Annotated in this window: 17 protein-coding genes; all 17 read right to left on the bottom strand. The window is 48.1% G+C overall.

The window, feature by feature from the left end:
* Nucleotides 1–26 precede the first annotated feature (26 nt).
* A complete protein-coding gene (locus MH144_RS24930) occupies nt 27–662 on the bottom strand; it encodes an anti-sigma factor family protein (protein ID WP_110758995.1) in 636 nt (211 codons plus the stop codon).
* Nucleotides 659–1,252, bottom strand: coding sequence for an RNA polymerase sigma factor (locus MH144_RS24925; RefSeq protein ID WP_239305012.1), 594 nt, complete (start codon nt 1,250–1,252; stop codon nt 659–661). The genes MH144_RS24930 and MH144_RS24925 overlap by 4 nt, the downstream gene beginning before the upstream one ends.
* A gap of 645 nt (nt 1,253–1,897) precedes the next feature.
* On the bottom strand, nt 1,898–2,992 hold the full coding sequence (locus tag MH144_RS24920) for a prephenate dehydrogenase (RefSeq protein ID WP_239305011.1): 1,095 nt from the start codon (nt 2,990–2,992) through the stop codon (nt 1,898–1,900).
* Nucleotides 2,993–3,018: 26 nt separating this feature from the next.
* Nucleotides 3,019–4,119: a histidinol-phosphate transaminase gene (hisC, locus tag MH144_RS24915; protein WP_239305010.1), complete on the bottom strand. Its 1,101-nt coding sequence runs from the start codon at nt 4,117–4,119 to the stop codon at nt 3,019–3,021.
* 73 nt (nt 4,120–4,192) lie between these two features.
* Nucleotides 4,193–4,999, bottom strand: a complete 807-nt coding sequence (gene trpA, locus MH144_RS24910; protein WP_239305009.1) for a tryptophan synthase subunit alpha — start codon at nt 4,997–4,999, stop codon at nt 4,193–4,195.
* Nucleotides 4,999–6,195 (bottom strand): tryptophan synthase subunit beta, encoded by a 1,197-nt coding sequence (trpB, locus tag MH144_RS24905; protein WP_239305008.1) that lies wholly within the window; start codon nt 6,193–6,195, stop codon nt 4,999–5,001. The genes trpA and trpB overlap by 1 nt, the downstream gene beginning before the upstream one ends.
* Nucleotides 6,192–6,905, bottom strand: a complete 714-nt coding sequence (locus tag MH144_RS24900) for a phosphoribosylanthranilate isomerase (RefSeq protein ID WP_239305102.1) — start codon at nt 6,903–6,905, stop codon at nt 6,192–6,194. The genes trpB and MH144_RS24900 overlap by 4 nt, the downstream gene beginning before the upstream one ends.
* A 20-nt stretch (nt 6,906–6,925) precedes the next feature.
* Nucleotides 6,926–7,717 (bottom strand): indole-3-glycerol phosphate synthase TrpC, encoded by a 792-nt coding sequence (trpC, locus tag MH144_RS24895; RefSeq protein WP_239305007.1) that lies wholly within the window; start codon nt 7,715–7,717, stop codon nt 6,926–6,928.
* Entirely contained in the window at nt 7,707–8,780 is a 1,074-nt protein-coding gene (gene trpD, locus MH144_RS24890) for an anthranilate phosphoribosyltransferase (protein ID WP_239305101.1), read from the bottom strand. The genes trpC and trpD overlap by 11 nt, the downstream gene beginning before the upstream one ends.
* 35 nt (nt 8,781–8,815) lie before the next feature.
* Nucleotides 8,816–10,387, bottom strand: a complete 1,572-nt coding sequence (trpE, locus tag MH144_RS24885; protein ID WP_239305006.1) for an anthranilate synthase component I — start codon at nt 10,385–10,387, stop codon at nt 8,816–8,818.
* Nucleotides 10,388–10,907: 520 nt separating this feature from the next.
* Entirely contained in the window at nt 10,908–11,285 is a 378-nt protein-coding gene (gene aroH / locus MH144_RS24880) for a chorismate mutase (RefSeq protein ID WP_239305005.1), read from the bottom strand.
* Nucleotides 11,286–11,287: 2 nt separating this feature from the next.
* Nucleotides 11,288–12,385: a 3-dehydroquinate synthase gene (aroB, locus tag MH144_RS24875; RefSeq protein ID WP_239305004.1), complete on the bottom strand. Its 1,098-nt coding sequence runs from the start codon at nt 12,383–12,385 to the stop codon at nt 11,288–11,290.
* Between the two features lies 1 nt (nt 12,386).
* Nucleotides 12,387–13,556 (bottom strand): chorismate synthase, encoded by a 1,170-nt coding sequence (gene aroC, locus MH144_RS24870; RefSeq protein ID WP_239305003.1) that lies wholly within the window; start codon nt 13,554–13,556, stop codon nt 12,387–12,389.
* 250 nt (nt 13,557–13,806) lie between these two features.
* Nucleotides 13,807–14,598 (bottom strand): CheR family methyltransferase, encoded by a 792-nt coding sequence (locus MH144_RS24865; RefSeq protein WP_095361928.1) that lies wholly within the window; start codon nt 14,596–14,598, stop codon nt 13,807–13,809.
* 24 nt (nt 14,599–14,622) lie between these two features.
* The gene (ndk, locus tag MH144_RS24860; RefSeq protein ID WP_239305002.1) at nt 14,623–15,066 is read right to left on the bottom strand and encodes a nucleoside-diphosphate kinase; all 444 of its coding nucleotides are present in this window, start codon (nt 15,064–15,066) and stop codon (nt 14,623–14,625) included.
* 157 nt (nt 15,067–15,223) lie between these two features.
* Nucleotides 15,224–16,198 carry a polyprenyl synthetase family protein gene (locus MH144_RS24855; RefSeq protein WP_095292868.1) on the bottom strand — a complete coding sequence of 325 codons (975 nt, stop codon included), beginning with the start codon at nt 16,196–16,198 and terminating at the stop codon, nt 15,224–15,226.
* Nucleotides 16,195–16,344 (bottom strand): hypothetical protein, encoded by a 150-nt coding sequence (locus MH144_RS24850; protein WP_239305001.1) that lies wholly within the window; start codon nt 16,342–16,344, stop codon nt 16,195–16,197. The genes MH144_RS24855 and MH144_RS24850 overlap by 4 nt, the downstream gene beginning before the upstream one ends.
* Between the last annotated feature and the right edge of the window lie 28 nt (nt 16,345–16,372).

The raw sequence follows: 16,372 nt of genomic DNA, 5'->3' as shown, positions 1-16,372 counted from the left end.
TCTCTATACGGTAAACGCTTGATTAACTACGCACGCGCACCTTGTTTACGTTTGTTCGTCGTTCGATGCATACGCCCCAGCGAAAACAAAGCCATGCCAATGGCGAGTAGTGACAATGCCATCCAGTACCCCGGATACGCAGGTCCCATACTTACGACAAAGGGTTCAATAATGCTTCCTCTATCGGCACCTGGCATGTCGTACTGATACATGCCTGAAGCGGTCAGATCACTCCCAGCAACAGCTGTTTCGAGAATCCCCGTAGAAACGACGCTTTGCTGTTCAGCTTCTGATACACCAGACTTAAACATCGCCATGTATAAGAAACTGCATAAAAAAATGGCCAGAAACGCAGCAATCCACAACGTCATGTGCTTGCGGATCGCAGCAGAGAATCGATTCACTTTTGCCTCTTCAGGCAAAAGCCACGGGGACTCCGCATAAATGCGGTCCATTACGTTGCGATTGACTCTCTCTGCCTGCTGCTCTGTCACTGGTTCCGGTATGCTGTGCAGCAGCACTTGGGCTTCTTCCCAAACTTCAAACTGCTGCGAGCACTCCTCACAACCATCCAGATGAGCATGAAAAGCAAGCCGCTGCGGATGATTTGCCGGCAAGTCCCAGATCAGTGCAAACAAGTCCTGGGCTTCATTGCAATTCATCGGTTCTTCATCCCTTCATATGGCTCGTACACCGGTTCGAAGAAATAAGGTTCCAATTGAGTTTTTACGCTTGATCTTGCTCTGAACAATAACGATTTTACAGAACTGACGCTCTGCCCAAGAATATTCGCAATCTCCTGGTAGTCTAGTTGATCATATTCACGGAGTATGATGGCAGAACGCTGCTTCTCCGGTAAGTTGTTAATGGCATCTCTAACCAGCATGACCCGCTCACTGCGCAGTACAGCATGCTCTGGCGCGTTCTCGGAAGGAGCAACGGGTACAACCCCACTCTCTTCTAGAGGAACACTGCCACTGCGCTGTTTACGCAGCTCACTCAGTACCGTATTTCTTGCAATGGTATATAACCACGTAGAGAATGAGGCATCCACCTCACGGAATGAGTGTAAACTGCGGAACGCCTTATAGAAAGTCTCAGAACAGAGATCTTCCGCAAGCAGCTCCATATTGGAACTTTTCAACATATGATATACGAAAGCCAGTATTTTACGCTGATAACGACGCATCAGCTCGGAATATAACTCCAGGTTACCTTCCTTGATCTCTCGAATCAACTGGGAATCCGTCATTTGAGTGCGACCCCTCCTCGCCCATCCATGTGCTTCTCCCCGTTCGACTCTATCCATGTATTACCGAACAGGCACAAAAAAGTTGCGGTTCTCACCGCATAAAACAGCGTAAAGCCAAATCAGGCCTCTACGCCAAATTCCCCTATGTAATGGCAATTTCCCCAACGTTTCTACATTAACAGTATTTATTGTACAACGGTCAACAGCCTCCTGGCAAATCCTTTACGATATAAAAAAGCCCGACCTGTCATTCTTATGCCTCTTATTTCACGAGTATGACGACATAAGGACCCTTTTTGGAAAAAATGCACATTGCACACTCATTAGACGCAGAGAGATCCCAAAAGGTTTCAAAATTTTAATCTTTTTATTCCATATTCTTTTTTCAGGATTTTATTTCCTGGAATTTACGTAAGTTATAATTTGGTTTAACAATTTTTTATAAAGTGTTGACAAAATGAAAACGTATACATATAATAAAAGTACAGTATGGTTTCTCTCCACTCCTATCCAATAACTGTATTGCTCCACGTGAGCAATGGCCGCTTATGTAAGCGGTCTTTTTTTTGCCCTTCTTTAAGGACGTACCGTAACAACTGCTAATTAACACAAAAAAAAAGGGCTCTCGCCCTCTTTTTTCTATCCTCACACCCAAACCTGATATCCCAGGGAATCCAATAAAGACTTCGCACGTTCCATATCCTCTTCCTGACGGAATGACAAACGCATGATGCCTGGTACATCGACCCGGTTCTCGATAATCTCCAAGTTACTTAGGTTGATATCATGTGTCCCGAGCTCTGTTGCAATCTTACCAATCATCCCTGGTGCATCCTGCACGTCTGTATACAAGTCAAACAGCGGCGAGATCATGCCTTTACGCCGTTCTGGTAATACGCTCCGGAAATCACGGGCCTGACGGAATGCTTCTTCGATTCCTGGGCCATTCTCGTTCTCCAGCATATCCGTAAAAGCAGACATCTGGCTGTTCCAGTCCTTCAATAGACCAAGGAGTACTTCACGATTGCTCAGCAGGATATCACGCCATACAATTGCATCACTGGATGCAATACGTGTGATATCACGGAATCCGCCTGCAGCCAACATTTTATAGAGCGGATTCGATTCATTGTATTCACGCACCTGATTCACGAGCGCTACCGCGATGACATGTGGCAAATGACTGATAGCTCCCACAATATCATCATGTAATAATGGCTCGACTCGGACGATCTGTGCCCGCGTATAGGCAAGAAGCTCGGATAATTGGGCATATGCCTCTTCAGGCACATGTGCAGACGGAGTCAGAACATAGTACGCGTTCTCGAAGAGTACGGCCGAAGCGGCGTCAACACCAGCACGCTCAGATCCGGCCATCGGATGGCCGCCAATGAAGTAGGCATCGGTCATGCGTACATGCTCTGCACAGGCAACGATGGAAGCCTTGGTGCTGCCAACATCCGTGATGATGCATCCCTTTTTCAAAGGCAGCTTCGCCAATTGTTGAAAATATGATTCAAGCAAACCTACTGGAACGCACAAAAAAATAAAGTCGGCATCCTGCACCGCTTCTTCCAGAGAGAGTGTAGCCTCGTCCACTACACCACTCGCTATGTACTTGTCTTTCAGTTCAGGTAGATGAGCATAGCCCATTACAGTTACTCCCGGCTTGCCTTTGAAGCAAAGCGCGAGAGATCCTCCAATGAGCCCCACACCAATCATTGCAATTTTTAATTTCATGAGACCTCACTCTTTCATCGCCGGTTTTAGTGGCTTGTTGTCGCCTTCTCAGCCAGCGTGTTTTCCAATGCCGTCACAAATGCACGGTTCTGCTCAGGTCTGCCTACGGACACACGAATGTATGTTGGATAGACTTGGAATCCAGGGCGGACTATGATGCCTTGTTTGAGCAAGGATTGGAACGCGTCCTTAGATGGCATATCCAAATCAACCATGATGAAATTTCCTTGCGAAGCGAAGAATGGCAATCCAAGTCGCGCAAACTCACTTTGCAGAAAATCGCGTTCAGATGCATTCTGCTCCGCACATTCCTGAACAAATGGTTGGTCCAAAAGTGCTGCCGTTGCTGCCACCTGGCCAAAACGGGACGTGTTGAACGGTTCGCGTACTCGGTTAATCAGGTCGATGACCTCCGGACGTGCAATGCCATATCCAATTCGTAGTGAAGCAAGGCCATAGATTTTGGAGAATGTCCGCAAAATGACCAGGTTCGGATAACGATCCAGCATGGAAATACTTTGTGGATAATCCGCATCCGTTACGAACTCATAATAGGCCTCGTCCAACACAACCATAACATGAGCAGGTACCCGATCCATAAATGATACAAGTTCCTGTTCAGAGATAATTGTCCCTGTAGGGTTATTCGGGTTACATACCCAGACAACTTTGGTTTTATCGTTAATTTTCGCAAGCATGGAAGACAGGTCATGGGTTCCATTTTGAAGAGGAACTTCAATTGTCACAGCGCCCTCAATGTCTGCATTGCTTTTGTACACGGAGAACGTCTGATCCGCCATGATTGTCTCATCGCCGGGAAGGAAGAAGGCCCGGGTAATCAGGGCAATAATCTCGTCTGATCCGCAGCCAAAAATAATGTTGTTCCGTTCCACGCCTAAATGCTTCGCCAGCACCCCAGTCAGCTCAACCGCGCTGCCGTCAGGATACAGACTAACATGGGCCAACTCTTTCGTAATGGCTTCCACTACGGCAGGAGAGCTGCCATAAGGATTCTCGTTGGAGGCCAGCTTGATCACTTGCTCAAGCCCCAGTTCACGTTTCACTTCTTCAATCGGTTTGCCCGGTTGGTACACAGGCAGATTGACAATCTGGGATTTCGGTTTCAACCCGACCGCCTCCTGTAGTTAAGTTATAAGTTACATGCCGAAACATGCAGGGCAATAACACGCCGTTATCTCCCTATCCTTTTAATTGTGCCACAAAGTTGCGAATTTGCAACAGTCCTGCCGCACGGGTATCCGGATTCCCAAGAAGAGGAATCGCTTCTTCAACCTGACGAACAATGGCACTGCCCACGACCACACCGTCGCAGATGCGGGAAAAACGCTCCACTTGCTCATGGCTGGATATGCCGAAGCCTACTGCAACCGGAATATCTGTCAGACTTTTCACAGTCTCAATAAAGCTTTCTACTCCGTCAAAGAAGGAGGCTCTCTCCCCCGTTACACCAAGTGAAGATACGCAGTAGATAAAGCCTCGCGCTCCTGTAACGATACGCTCAATCCGTGCGTTGGACGTAGGAGCTACCAGCGGAACCAGATGCACACCTGCTGCGTCTGCTCTGCGGCGCACATCTTCTGCTTCCTCAATGGGAAGATCCGGAATAATCATGCCGCTAATATCGTGTTTGACAAGTTCAAGAAAGAATAAATCAAGTCCCGTTTGCAGCACAGGGTTGTAATACGTAAAGAGAACAAACGGAAGCTGTACTCCTGCCTCACGTGCTTTGGCAGCTGTTTCCATGCAGGTACGAATGGAGATCTGGCTTTTCAGCGCACGCTCGGAAGCACGCTGGATGACAGGGCCATCCGCAAGCGGATCTGAATAAGGAACCCCAAGCTCCAGGATGTCAGCTCCAGCCTGTTCAAGCTCCTTGATAATATCGATTGTCGTCTCTACGTCAGGATCCCCAACAGTCAGAAACGGAATTAGTGCTGTACGATTTTGTTCCTTTAAACGCAGGAAGGTTTGGTCCATCCGATTCATCACAGGTTCCCTCCCGTGTATTTCATAATGGATTCAACATCTTTGTCTCCCCGACCGGACAGACAGATGACAACGATATCGTCTGCTGTAAGTTCAGGTGCAAGCTTAACGACCTGAGCGACGGCATGTGCAGATTCCAGCGCAGGAATGATACCTTCCGTACGGCTGAGCAACTGCAGGGCATCCAGCGCCTCCTGATCTGTAATCGGTACATACTTTGCACGTTCAATATCCTTCAGATAGGAATGCTCCGGACCAACGCCAGGATAATCCAGACCCGCCGAGATGGAATGTGCAGGTTGAACCTGTCCATACTCATCCTGAAGCAAATAACTCATGGAACCCTGGAATACACCATGTGTCCCTTTACTCATCGTCGCTGCGTGGAATTCAGTGTCCACACCTTTGCCGGCAGCTTCAACACCAACAAGCTTCACATCCTGATCCCCAATGAACGGGTAAAACATGCCAATCGCATTGCTTCCGCCACCGACAGCCGCAACAATCACATCAGGAAGACGCCCTTCGATTTCCTGAATCTGTCTGCGCGTCTCATCCCCAATGACTCGTTGAAAGTTACGCACCATCATGGGATATGGATGAGGACCAACGACTGATCCAAGCACATAGAATGTATCCTCCACGTTGCTGACCCAGTAACGAAGTGCCTCATTCCCTGCGTCCTTCAGTGTCCGTGTGCCCGATGTCACCGGGATCACTTCCGCCCCCAGCAGTTTCATACGGAATACGTTCAGTTGTTGACGCTCTGTATCTTCTTCTCCCATGAATACTTTACATTCAAGACCAAGCAGTGCAGCAACGGTTGCCGTTGCGACGCCATGCTGTCCGGCACCCGTTTCGGCGATGACTTTCTTTTTACCCATACGTTTGGCAAGCAAGCCTTGTCCGATCGCATTGTTAATTTTATGTGCACCGGTATGATTCAAATCTTCCCGCTTCAGATAGATTTTCGGTCCTCCCAGATGGCGAGACAACTGTTCCGCATGATACAGCGGCGTCTCCCGTCCGGAATACTCACTTAGCAGATAGTTTAATTCCTTATTGAATTCCTCGTCTTGAGAGTAACGATCATACGCCTCTTCCAATTCGATTAGAGCGTTTATTAGTGTCTCAGGAACAAAGCGGCCTCCGAAGGGACCGAATCGCCCGTGTTGATCCGGCAATTGATGTGTCATGCCTGCTTCACCCTTTCTACAAATGCTGTGATTTTTGCAATATCTTTCACGCCCTCAGACTCTACGCCGCTGGATACATCGACGCCGTCTGGTGCATAGGTCTGTATCAGTTGCTCTACATTATCCGGATGCAGCCCCCCTGCTACGAACAAAGCAATTCCATGTTGAATTGCCCATTCGGCATAAGCGGGAATACGATCCCACGCAAACGTCTTGCCGGAACCGCCTCCATATAGAGGATCAAAGGTATCCAGTAATATGCCATCCACAACGTTTTGATAAGGATCAAGAGTCTTCTTGGCAGTATCGTTCACTTCTGCAGCTGTTCCATCTTTGGGAAAAGAAAGAGCCTTGAATACCTCGGTGCCGAAACGCTGCTTCACCAGTCCGCAAAATTCCGGAGACTCCTGTCCATGCAGCTGAATAACATCCAGGTGAGCTACTTCCATGACACCTTCCAGTTCTGGGATTGAAGGATTGACAAATACTCCCGCAAGTTTCGGACGATCAGAAGCATTCCAGTCCATGAGGACCGCTCTTAACTCGGCAGCTTTAAGCGCATCAATTTGGCGACGGGACTCGGCAAAGACAACACCAATATAATCAATCGGCAAGTTTATCATCGATTTTAGCACTTCAACGTCCTGAAGTCCACAAATTTTTACTGCCGCTGCCGATTCTCTAGGTGCCCTGTTATCTCTGCCGCCCATACCGTCATTCATGAGTTTATTCATCCTCTTGGCCCCATCAGTTCGTAAACGGCAGCTTCCACATCATCCTTACGCATCAGATGCTCACCGACGAGGATTCCCTGCACTCCAGCCTCTATTAGAGATCCCAAACGCTCTGGACCGTCAATTCCGCTCTCACTGATTAACGTTACGCCATCTGGAATCAACTCCATCAGATCAAGTGTTGTACTTAAGCTGGTTTCGAACGTCTTCAGATTACGGTTATTGATTCCAACAAGAGTCGCCTGCGGAATCTCCAGTACCTGCTCCAGTTCCGTTCGGTCATGGACTTCAATTAAGACATCAAGTCCTATACTTTTGGCAAACGACAGATACTGACGGATCTGCTCTGGTGACAGAATGCTTGCAATCAGCAAAACGGCATCTGCACCAAGTAATCTTGCTTCAGCGATCTGGCGCTCATCGATAATAAAATCCTTACGCAAAAGAGGAATATTCACTGCTTGATGAATGGCCTGCAAATATTCTCCACTGCCTTGAAAGTAGGAAACGTCCGTCAATACAGAGATACAATCTGCTCCTGCCCGTTCGTAGGCTAATGCAATCTCTACCGGATGAAAGTCAGGACGTATAAGCCCTTTGGATGGAGATGCTTTTTTCACTTCTGCAATAAGTCCCAAGCTCCGATTACGATTCTTCGATAACGCCCGTTCAAACCCGCGGGTAACCGGCAATGCTTCAATCCGTTTCAATACCTCTTCCATCTGAAAGGTTTGGGCTAATACTTCAACCTCTTGCTGTTTCGTTGCTACAATTCGATCAAGATACATGACTGTACGCCTCCGTTGTGTGTATTAGCTGTTCCAATTTCATCGCTGCTTTTCCGGAATCCACAGCATCCGCGGCCATGTTTACCCCTTCCGCTATGGTCTCAGCAAGACCTGAAAGGTAGATGCACGCTCCTGCATTTAACAGAACGACATCACGGTACGCGCTCCGTTCTCCGCGGAAGATTCGTTTTATGATTTCGGCATTCTGGAGAGCATCTCCTCCAAGAACCGTCTCAAGCGGATGGAGCGACAACCCCATATCACGCGGGTCAATGTCATATGTCTGAACTTCACCATTACGCAGTTCAGATACCTGAGTCGGTGCGGATATGCTGATCTCATCCAGTCCATCATGACTTGCGACCACGAGCGCTCTCTTTAGACCGAGACGATTGAGGACTTCTGCAATCATCGGCGTGCGACTGCGGTCATATAGACCAAGGAGCTGTCGATCTGCCCCTGCGGGATTAGTGAGAGGACCGAGCATATTGAAGATCGTACGTACACCCAGCTCTTTGCGCGGTGCAGCCGCATGTTTCATGGAAGGATGATATACCTGAGCGAAACAGAAGCAAATTCCGATCTCATCCAGGCATTGTCTCGCCTGTTCTCCATCCAGATGAATGTTAACACCCAGCGCTTCAAGGACATCTGCACTGCCTGCTTTACCTGAAGCAGATCGATTGCCATGTTTCGCCACACGAACAGAAACTGCTGCCGCAATGATAGCTGAGGCTGTTGAGATATTGAATTTGTGAATCCCCGATCCGCCGGTCCCGCAAGTATCCAGCAGCCCGCTGCCATCGGTAAGAATCCGGCCGCCTTGTCCGCGCATCGCCTCGGCAAAACCGGTGATCTCGTCCACCGTTTCCCCCTTCATTCGGAGAGCCATCAGCAACCCGCCGATCTGAGCCGGAGTCGCCTCACCTCTCATGATGGAATACATCAAGTTACGTGCTTCCGCCTGCTCGAGATGGTTACCCTCCAAAATTTTGGCAAGTCCATTCTTCATTCCTTCGTTCTGGCTTAGGGCAGATGCGGATCTCTTGGAATCCTCATTCATCACAGGGTTCATATTCATATCCGGTCTCTCCTCTCTCAGTTCTGTACAGCCGTGGCTGGCGTTACAAAATAATCAGCATTAGCAAGTGTCAGGTGGTTATCTTTTTCTTTGGGAGGGAACATGGCCTCCGCTGTACGGATTGCTTTAAGTAATGCTTTCGCCTTGTTGACCGTTTCCTCGTATTCACTTTCAGGTACCGAATCCCATACAATGCCTGCTCCGGCCTGCACGTACGCTTTTCCTTTTTTGAAAATGATGGTTCGAATCGTAATGCAAGCATCCATGTTACCGGAGAAACCGAGATATCCGATCGCGCCTGCGTAAGCACCGCGTGCTTCTTTTTCCAGCTCTGCAATAATCTCCATCGCACGCAGCTTCGGTGCGCCCGATACTGTTCCAGCTGGGAGACACGAGAGGAATGCATCGAAGAAATCCTTGTCTTCTCTGAGCTCGCCCGTAACATTCGATACCATGTGCATGACGTGAGAATATCGCTCAATCTCCATGAACATGTCACACTTCACACTGCCAAATTTCGATACACGGCCGAGATCGTTGCGACCTAGATCAACCAGCATGAGATGTTCCGCCCGCTCCTTCTCATCCTGCAGCAGATCGGCTGCAAGAGCACGATCCTCCGCTTCCGTCGCACCTCTTGGACGCGTGCCGGCAATTGGCCGTGTCTCCACACGATTGCCATCCACCTTTACCAGAGCCTCTGGTGAGGTCCCGACAATGATTTCATCATCCATTTTCAAATAATACATATAGGGCGATGGGTTCAGGGTCCGGAGTACACGATACACATGAAGCGGGGAAACTTCAGTATCGATGTGGAAGCGTTGCGACAGCACGACCTGAAAAATATCACCTGCACGGATATATTCCTTGGCTTGCTCCACATTGCCGATAAATTGTTCCTTTGTTAGGTTGGAACGAATATCCCCCAGATCAACGTCTCCCGGAATGGTTCGCGGATTCAGGTTTTCCCCTGGTCCTTGCTGCTGCAAGCGCTCAGCGGCCTGTTCAAGCTTCTCTGATGTCACTGCATAAGCTTCCCGGATATCCTCATCCGTTGCTCCTTCTTTGACATGAACGTTTCCGACAAGCAGCATTTGCTGTTTCACGTGGTCAAACACAATAATTTGGTCACAGAACATGAAACGAATATCATCCATATTCAGATCATCCAGTGCATGAGCCGGAAGCTTCTCATAATATTGCAGCAGATCATATCCAAAAAAACCAATTGCCCCACCTGTAAATGGCGGCAGTTCGTCGTCCTTGGGACTACGGTACTTGCGCAGCAGCGCTTTTAGTTCTTCAATGGGTTTGCCTGGCAGCTCGCGCTTCTGTCCTGCTTCTTCCACTTCCATTCGGCCCTTTTTGGCCGAAATCATCAGAAACGGATCCGTACCAATGAAAGAATACCTTGCCCACTGAATACCGCCCTCCACACTTTCCAGCAGGAATGCCCGGTCATTGTCAGCATAACGGCGGAAAATCCGGATCGGTGTTTCCATATCAGCCAAAATCCGTTTGACTACCGGAATCAGATTGTATTCATTCGACATTTGCAGTACTTGATTAACGTTTGGCGTTATCATCAGATCACGTCCTTTCAGATTAGGTAGAAGAAAGTCATGGGTTATATATAACAAAAAAACCTCTACCATTAGGTAGAGGTTCTGGGTCTATAAGCTGTAATTAACAGTTTGGTGCTTCATAAATAACAAGTCCCTATACTTCCATGCTGGATTATCAGACCAGTCTCACAAATAAACGTCCTACATCCACCAACCTGCACGTCTTGAATATGGATTTACTAACTCTTCCTGCTTGCAAGATACCATCAAAGACACGAAATGGGATATCAGCAAACACAATGAGCATATACCAAAACAAAACGGCGTCACTGGACACGTTTCACGATATGAGGTTCCTGTTCCTATCAATCCTGTAGCACGACGTACCGCGAATCAGTTGGCCGACCTTGTTACTCCGGCTACCACCCGCTGGACTCTGCTATATACTCCACTATCTCAGCTGCTCTCAGCTCAACTCATACTCTACTCAACTGGTTCTCACTATACAGCATTCCGAATGGTTTGACAACCACTCTATTTCTTATGAATTCGAAGGTGCAACCAAATCAGGCCGCAGGGATTGTGCACCATTCAAGTACACATGATTGATTTCATGTTGGTCTTTGGTTGTGTTCACATGTACCATGAAACGAATGCATTGCGGCAAGGCACCTTTAACGGGTACTTCCAGTGCACACATCAAAGGTACCAATTCCCAGCCATCCAGTTGACGAATGGCCTTCGCTGGAAAGGCTGCATCCAAATCGCCCGTCATCGTAATCCAGACGCTGCAGATATCTTCCGGCTTAATATCGTTGCGGTCCACAATCTCCTGCAGCAATATCGCTGTTTCCATCAAAATCTGTTCTTCGTTATTTTGCGTGACTGTTGTAGCCCCGCGAATTCCACGTGTTACCATCGTTATTCTGCTCCTTTCTTAAGCAATTCAATGACATCCCGAACTGCCGATACGGGCACGTCTTTCACAATTCTCGCTGCTCCAATCCGATCCGGAATAATAAAAACCATATGTCCTTCACGGAATTTCTTGTCATGCATCATGGCATCCATCAACGCATCCGTATCCAGATGTTTCGGCATTGTGACTGGTAAGCGCAGGGAACGGAGCATACGCACCGTATCGTCATATAGACCTGCAGGTGCACCAAGCTTCTCGCCCAGCAAAGCCGACCCGGCCATCCCGATAGAGATGGCCTCACCATGCAAAAACTCCCCATATCCAGCAATCGCCTCAATTGCATGACCAATGGTATGGCCCAAATTCAAAAGTGCACGCTCGCCGTTTTCCCGCTCATCACGTGACACAATTTCAGCTTTGATGCCACATCCGCGTTCCAGTCCGTATCCGAGCGCTTCAGGATCAAGCGCGAGCAACTCTCCCGCATGCTCTTCACACCAATGTGCAAACGCTTCGTCACGAATCAGTCCGTGCTTCAGCATTTCCGATAATCCCGCTGAAACATCGCGCGGCGGCAAGGATTGAAGTGTATCCACATCATAGAGCACAAGCTCAGGCTGATGGAATGCACCAATCATATTTTTGGCCAGCGGATGGTTAACGGCTACTTTACCACCAACACTACTGTCATGGGCGAGAATTGTTGTCGGTACTTGTACAAACTTGATTCCACGCATATATGTAGCAGCCACGAATCCAGCCAGATCTCCTACAACGCCTCCGCCTAACGCAATAATAGCGGAACTGCGATCCAGTTTACCCTCAATTGCAACTGTCATCATGTCTTGGTAAACCGATAGGGATTTGGATGTCTCTCCCGAAGGAACCACTGCCGAGACGACTGTATAGTCAGCCGCCCGGAGGGTCTGTTCAAGACCTGCCAAGTACTTGGGAGCCACATTCTCATCTGTAATAATGAGCAGCGGACTTTTTTTGGTCAAACCATATTGTTCAAAGAAACGAGGTGCCTCAACGAGCAGACCACTGCCAATCAGAATGGGATATGAGCGTTCCTCCAACTGAACTGTCAGCTGACGCATATTAGTAGTTCTCCAATTGAGCATTATAGTTGTTGTAGTTCGCGCGAATTTCCTCCATGGAATCCCCGCCGAACTTCTCAAGAAATGCCTTGGCAATCTCCCATGCCACCACATGTTCCATAACTACGCTTGCTGCTGGAACGGCACATGCATCTGAACGTTCGACTTGGGCAGTGAAAGCTTCTTTGGTATCAATATCAATGCTTTGAAGCGGTTTGTAGAGTGTCGGAATTGGTTTCATTACCCCACGAACCACGACCGGCATTCCGTTGGTCATACCGCCTTCAAATCCACCCAAACGATTGGTTGCCCGGTGGTAACCCCGTTCTTCCGTGTGAAGAATCTCATCATGTACCTGGGAGCCGCGAATCGTTCCAGCTTCGAATCCAATACCGATTTCCACACCTTTAAAGGCATTAATGGACATGACACCCTGAGCAATCCGTGCATCCAGTTTGCGATCATATTGCACATGGCTTCCGAGACCGACAGGTACACCTTCAATAATGCATTCCACGATTCCCCCGATGGAGTCGCCTTCCTGCTTGATCTGATCAATATAGGCTTCCATCTTCTTCTCCGTCTCTGCATCGGTTACTCGAACCGAGGAAGCTTCAGTTACTTCAATCAGCTCATCGATAGGCAGGTCCTGGTAAGGAGCCTCGATCTCTCCGATACGCAGTACACGCCCCGCTACCTTAATGCCAAACTCAGCCAGGAATTGACGAGCGATCGCTCCACAAGCTACACGTACCGTTGTTTCACGCGCACTGGAGCGCTCCAGAACGTTGCGTAGGTCTTTCAGGTTATATTTGAGTCCGCCGTTCAGATCCGCATGTCCAGGACGAGGACGGTGAACGCGGCGTTTCTCTTCATCACTGCCTTCGATAGGCTCAATATTCATAATGTTCTGCCAGTGTTTCCAGTCATTATTTTGAACGACCAGAGCTACCGGAGCTCCAGTTGTATATCCGTGACGGATGCCACCCACAAAATTGGCCTGATCCTTCTCAATCTGCATCCGGCGTCCACGGCCATATCCTTTTTGTCTACGGTGGAGCTGGAAGTTCAGTTCCTCAAAATCAATATTCAGATTGCTTGGCAATCCTTCAATAATTGCGGTCAATTGGGGTCCGTGCGTTTCCCCTGCGGTTAAATAACGTAAACTCATAATACGTTCCCCCTTTAAACTGTTAAACTGCACATTGCTAAAATCCCATAATTTCTTTGCTCATTATAGTATAGCTGACCCGCTTTGACAAGAAAGCCCGTCGTTTCCTGCCCAAAAACGAAGTTTTGGTCAGCTTGTGCTGACATAATTCGGAGCTGAAATTACGCTCTTCTTTACCAGAAAATACAAAAAACCGCCTGGACACATGTTCGTGTGTGATCCAGACGGTCATCCAATCCGTTAATATTATTTATTTTTTGCGATAGAAGAACGTTTCCGCTGTCTCCAGACCGTATTGTCCAGGTGAGAAGATCTGTTCTGTGCTGCCTACGAATAAAATGCCGCCTGGCCGTAAACTTGCTGCAAATTTATGATACAACAGATTTTTGGCTTCCTCGGTAAAATAGATCATCACATTCCGGCACACAATCAGATCATACCCATCATCGAATCGATCCAGCAGCAGATTCTGTTTCATAAACTTGATTGAGCTTTTGAGCTTGTCATCGATTCGATAAACTAACCCGTCCTGTTTAAAATAACGACTGGCTGTCTCTTTTGGGACATCCTTGAGCGAACGCTCCATGTAACGCCCTTCCTTGGCTTTAGCCAGTGCACCTTCGTCCAGATCACTCGCCGTAATGGAACTGTCCTTAAGAATTCCCATCGTATCCAAAATCATTGCAAGTGTATAGGGCTCTTCGCCAGTTGAACAAGCTGCACTCCATACCTTTACTCGGCGCTTTGGACCAATCAATTCAGGAAGGATCTCGTCACGGAGCACTTCCCAGCGGTTAGGATTTCGCCAAAATTCCGAAACGTTAATCGTCATCCGATCAAGAAATTCGTAAAACAGCGACTTATCCTTCTGCATGGCATCAAAAAAATTAGAAAATGTATGAAACCCGTTTTTGTTTCGAAGTGTGGTCAGCCGTCTTTTCATCTGGCCTTCCTTGTATTGAGCAAGATCAATGCCTGTGCTCTCTTTGATTTTCCGAATAAAACCGGCATAATCCGGGTCTAGTTGTTCCTGCTCCAGCATCGTATCACCCTTCTGGCTAATAAATTACAACCAGGCTGCGATGCTCTTGTCGTACGTCACCAATTCATCAGAAGTAAAGAAGTTTGCTGCTTCACGAGAGGCAGACTCCGGTGAATCAGCTCCATGAATCAGGTTGTGCGGTGTGTGGCTAGCAAAGTCTCCGCGGATGGTACCGGGAGCTGCTTCCTTTACATTGGTTTTGCCGATGACGATCCGCGCAAGTGCCACAATGTCATCACCTTCCCAGACCATGGCAAATACAGGCCCGGATGTGATAAACTGCACCAGATCATCAAAAAACGGCTTTCCTTCATGTTCCGCATAATGGCGCTTGGCCTGATCCTCTGTCATCTGAACCAGTTTCCCAGCCACCATTTTAAACCCCTTGTCTTCCAGACGGCTAACGATACGCCCAATCAAACCACGCTGCACACCATCCGGCTTCACCATCAAAAATGTACGATCCATACGCTCACTCCTCACTCACGGTTCAAAGTTAGTTCATTATGTAGACGCAATCACTTTGATTGTAACATACATGTCCATTTCCTCCCAATGAGGAATCTCACATCTATGTCTTTGGAGTAAACCGGGGCAATAAGCAGCAGGATCATATCAATGCACTTTAATGAGTACGTTTGACAACAAAATGTGCAATATCGCGCAAATTTTTGCTTGTTTTGATATTGGGCAGCTGATCCAGAGCATCGAGCGCTTTCTTCATATATCGGTCAGCCAGTGCTTCAGCTTTAGCGATTCCTTGACTTTGGCGAATCATTCCAATCGCATCCGAAGCACTTGCCCGTCCATCTTCACGCTGAACACGTGAAATCTCGTTAAGCAGCGGCTCACGAAGATCACGTTCCTGCAGAGCGTACAGAACTGGCAGCGTAATATTGCCCTGTTTCATATCACTACCTGGAGGCTTGCCCAATTGTTTCTCCGTTCCCACCAGATCAAGCACGTCATCCTGAATCTGGAAGGCCATGCCCACATTATATCCGTAAGTATAAAGGAGCGAAGAAACATGTTTTGGTGCGCGTGTAGCCAGAGCTCCAAGCTGGCAGCTGACCGCAATCAGCAGCGCCGTTTTGCGACGAATCCGCAGCAAGTAATTGCGAACACTCTGCCCTGTATTGAAAAAGTCACGAATCTGTTCCATCTCACCGATAGACATCTGCACCATCGCCTTCGCCAGAATACGATGGATGTCCGGATCGGACAGGCCAGCTGTCATCTGAAGTGCTTTTCCATAGATATAATCCCCGGTGTACATGGCAATCCGGTTGTCCCATTTGGACTTCACCGTAGGTTTGCCTCTCCGCGTCTCTGCATTGTCAATAACATCGTCATGTACCAGCGAAGCGGAATGAATCAATTCCAGCGGTACCGCAATCAACTTCAGGCGTTCAATATCATATGTACCATATTTACCGCCGAGCAGTACAAATACCGGACGCAAACGCTTCCCGCCGGCTTTGAGCAGATGAAGTGAAGTTTCACTTAGCAGTTTCTGATCTCCCTGCACACTGCGATACAGTTCTTTTTCAATGTAATCCATGTCTTTTTTTAACAACCCGAAAATATCCAATAGTTTCATTCGTTCACCCGTGTCAGCGTATTATCAGTCCAAAAATCCATGCTTACCTTCCCCTCCAGCAAGTCGGGCCTGCAGGCATAACGAAAAACCAGGGCTTGCCGTTCCTGCTTGTGTTCTCTAAGTCGTACTACTTCCTCGAATGTCATGACTGACATCCGGGAATTAAACTCTTCG

Origin of the sequence: Paenibacillus sp. ACRRY (assembly GCF_022346995.1) — a bacterium.
Taxonomy (GTDB): domain Bacteria; phylum Bacillota; class Bacilli; order Paenibacillales; family Paenibacillaceae; genus Paenibacillus.
This window is presented reverse-complemented; position numbering and strand designations above follow the sequence as displayed.

Coding starts and splice junctions, on each gene's coding strand:
- ndk (WP_239305002.1), bottom strand. CDS start 15,066: ATGGATCGTACATTTTTGATGGTGAAGCCGGATGGTGTGCAGCGTGGT.
- aroH (WP_239305005.1), bottom strand. CDS start 11,285: ATGGTAACACGTGGAATTCGCGGGGCTACAACAGTCACGCAAAATAAC.
- MH144_RS24900 (WP_239305102.1), bottom strand. CDS start 6,905: ATGGGCGGCAGAGATAACAGGGCACCTAGAGAATCGGCAGCGGCAGTA.
- MH144_RS24920 (WP_239305011.1), bottom strand. CDS start 2,992: ATGAAATTAAAAATTGCAATGATTGGTGTGGGGCTCATTGGAGGATCT.
- MH144_RS24865 (WP_095361928.1), bottom strand. CDS start 14,598: ATGCTGGAGCAGGAACAACTAGACCCGGATTATGCCGGTTTTATTCGG.
- trpD (WP_239305101.1), bottom strand. CDS start 8,780: ATGAATGAGGATTCCAAGAGATCCGCATCTGCCCTAAGCCAGAACGAA.
- MH144_RS24925 (WP_239305012.1), bottom strand. CDS start 1,252: ATGACGGATTCCCAGTTGATTCGAGAGATCAAGGAAGGTAACCTGGAG.
- aroB (WP_239305004.1), bottom strand. CDS start 12,385: ATGCGTCAGCTGACAGTTCAGTTGGAGGAACGCTCATATCCCATTCTG.
- MH144_RS24855 (WP_095292868.1), bottom strand. CDS start 16,198: ATGAAACTATTGGATATTTTCGGGTTGTTAAAAAAAGACATGGATTAC.
- MH144_RS24930 (WP_110758995.1), bottom strand. CDS start 662: ATGAATTGCAATGAAGCCCAGGACTTGTTTGCACTGATCTGGGACTTG.
- trpB (WP_239305008.1), bottom strand. CDS start 6,195: ATGACACATCAATTGCCGGATCAACACGGGCGATTCGGTCCCTTCGGA.
- MH144_RS24850 (WP_239305001.1), bottom strand. CDS start 16,344: ATGACATTCGAGGAAGTAGTACGACTTAGAGAACACAAGCAGGAACGG.
- trpE (WP_239305006.1), bottom strand. CDS start 10,387: ATGATAACGCCAAACGTTAATCAAGTACTGCAAATGTCGAATGAATAC.
- aroC (WP_239305003.1), bottom strand. CDS start 13,556: ATGAGTTTACGTTATTTAACCGCAGGGGAAACGCACGGACCCCAATTG.
- trpC (WP_239305007.1), bottom strand. CDS start 7,717: ATGTATCTTGATCGAATTGTAGCAACGAAACAGCAAGAGGTTGAAGTA.
- trpA (WP_239305009.1), bottom strand. CDS start 4,999: ATGAATCGGATGGACCAAACCTTCCTGCGTTTAAAGGAACAAAATCGT.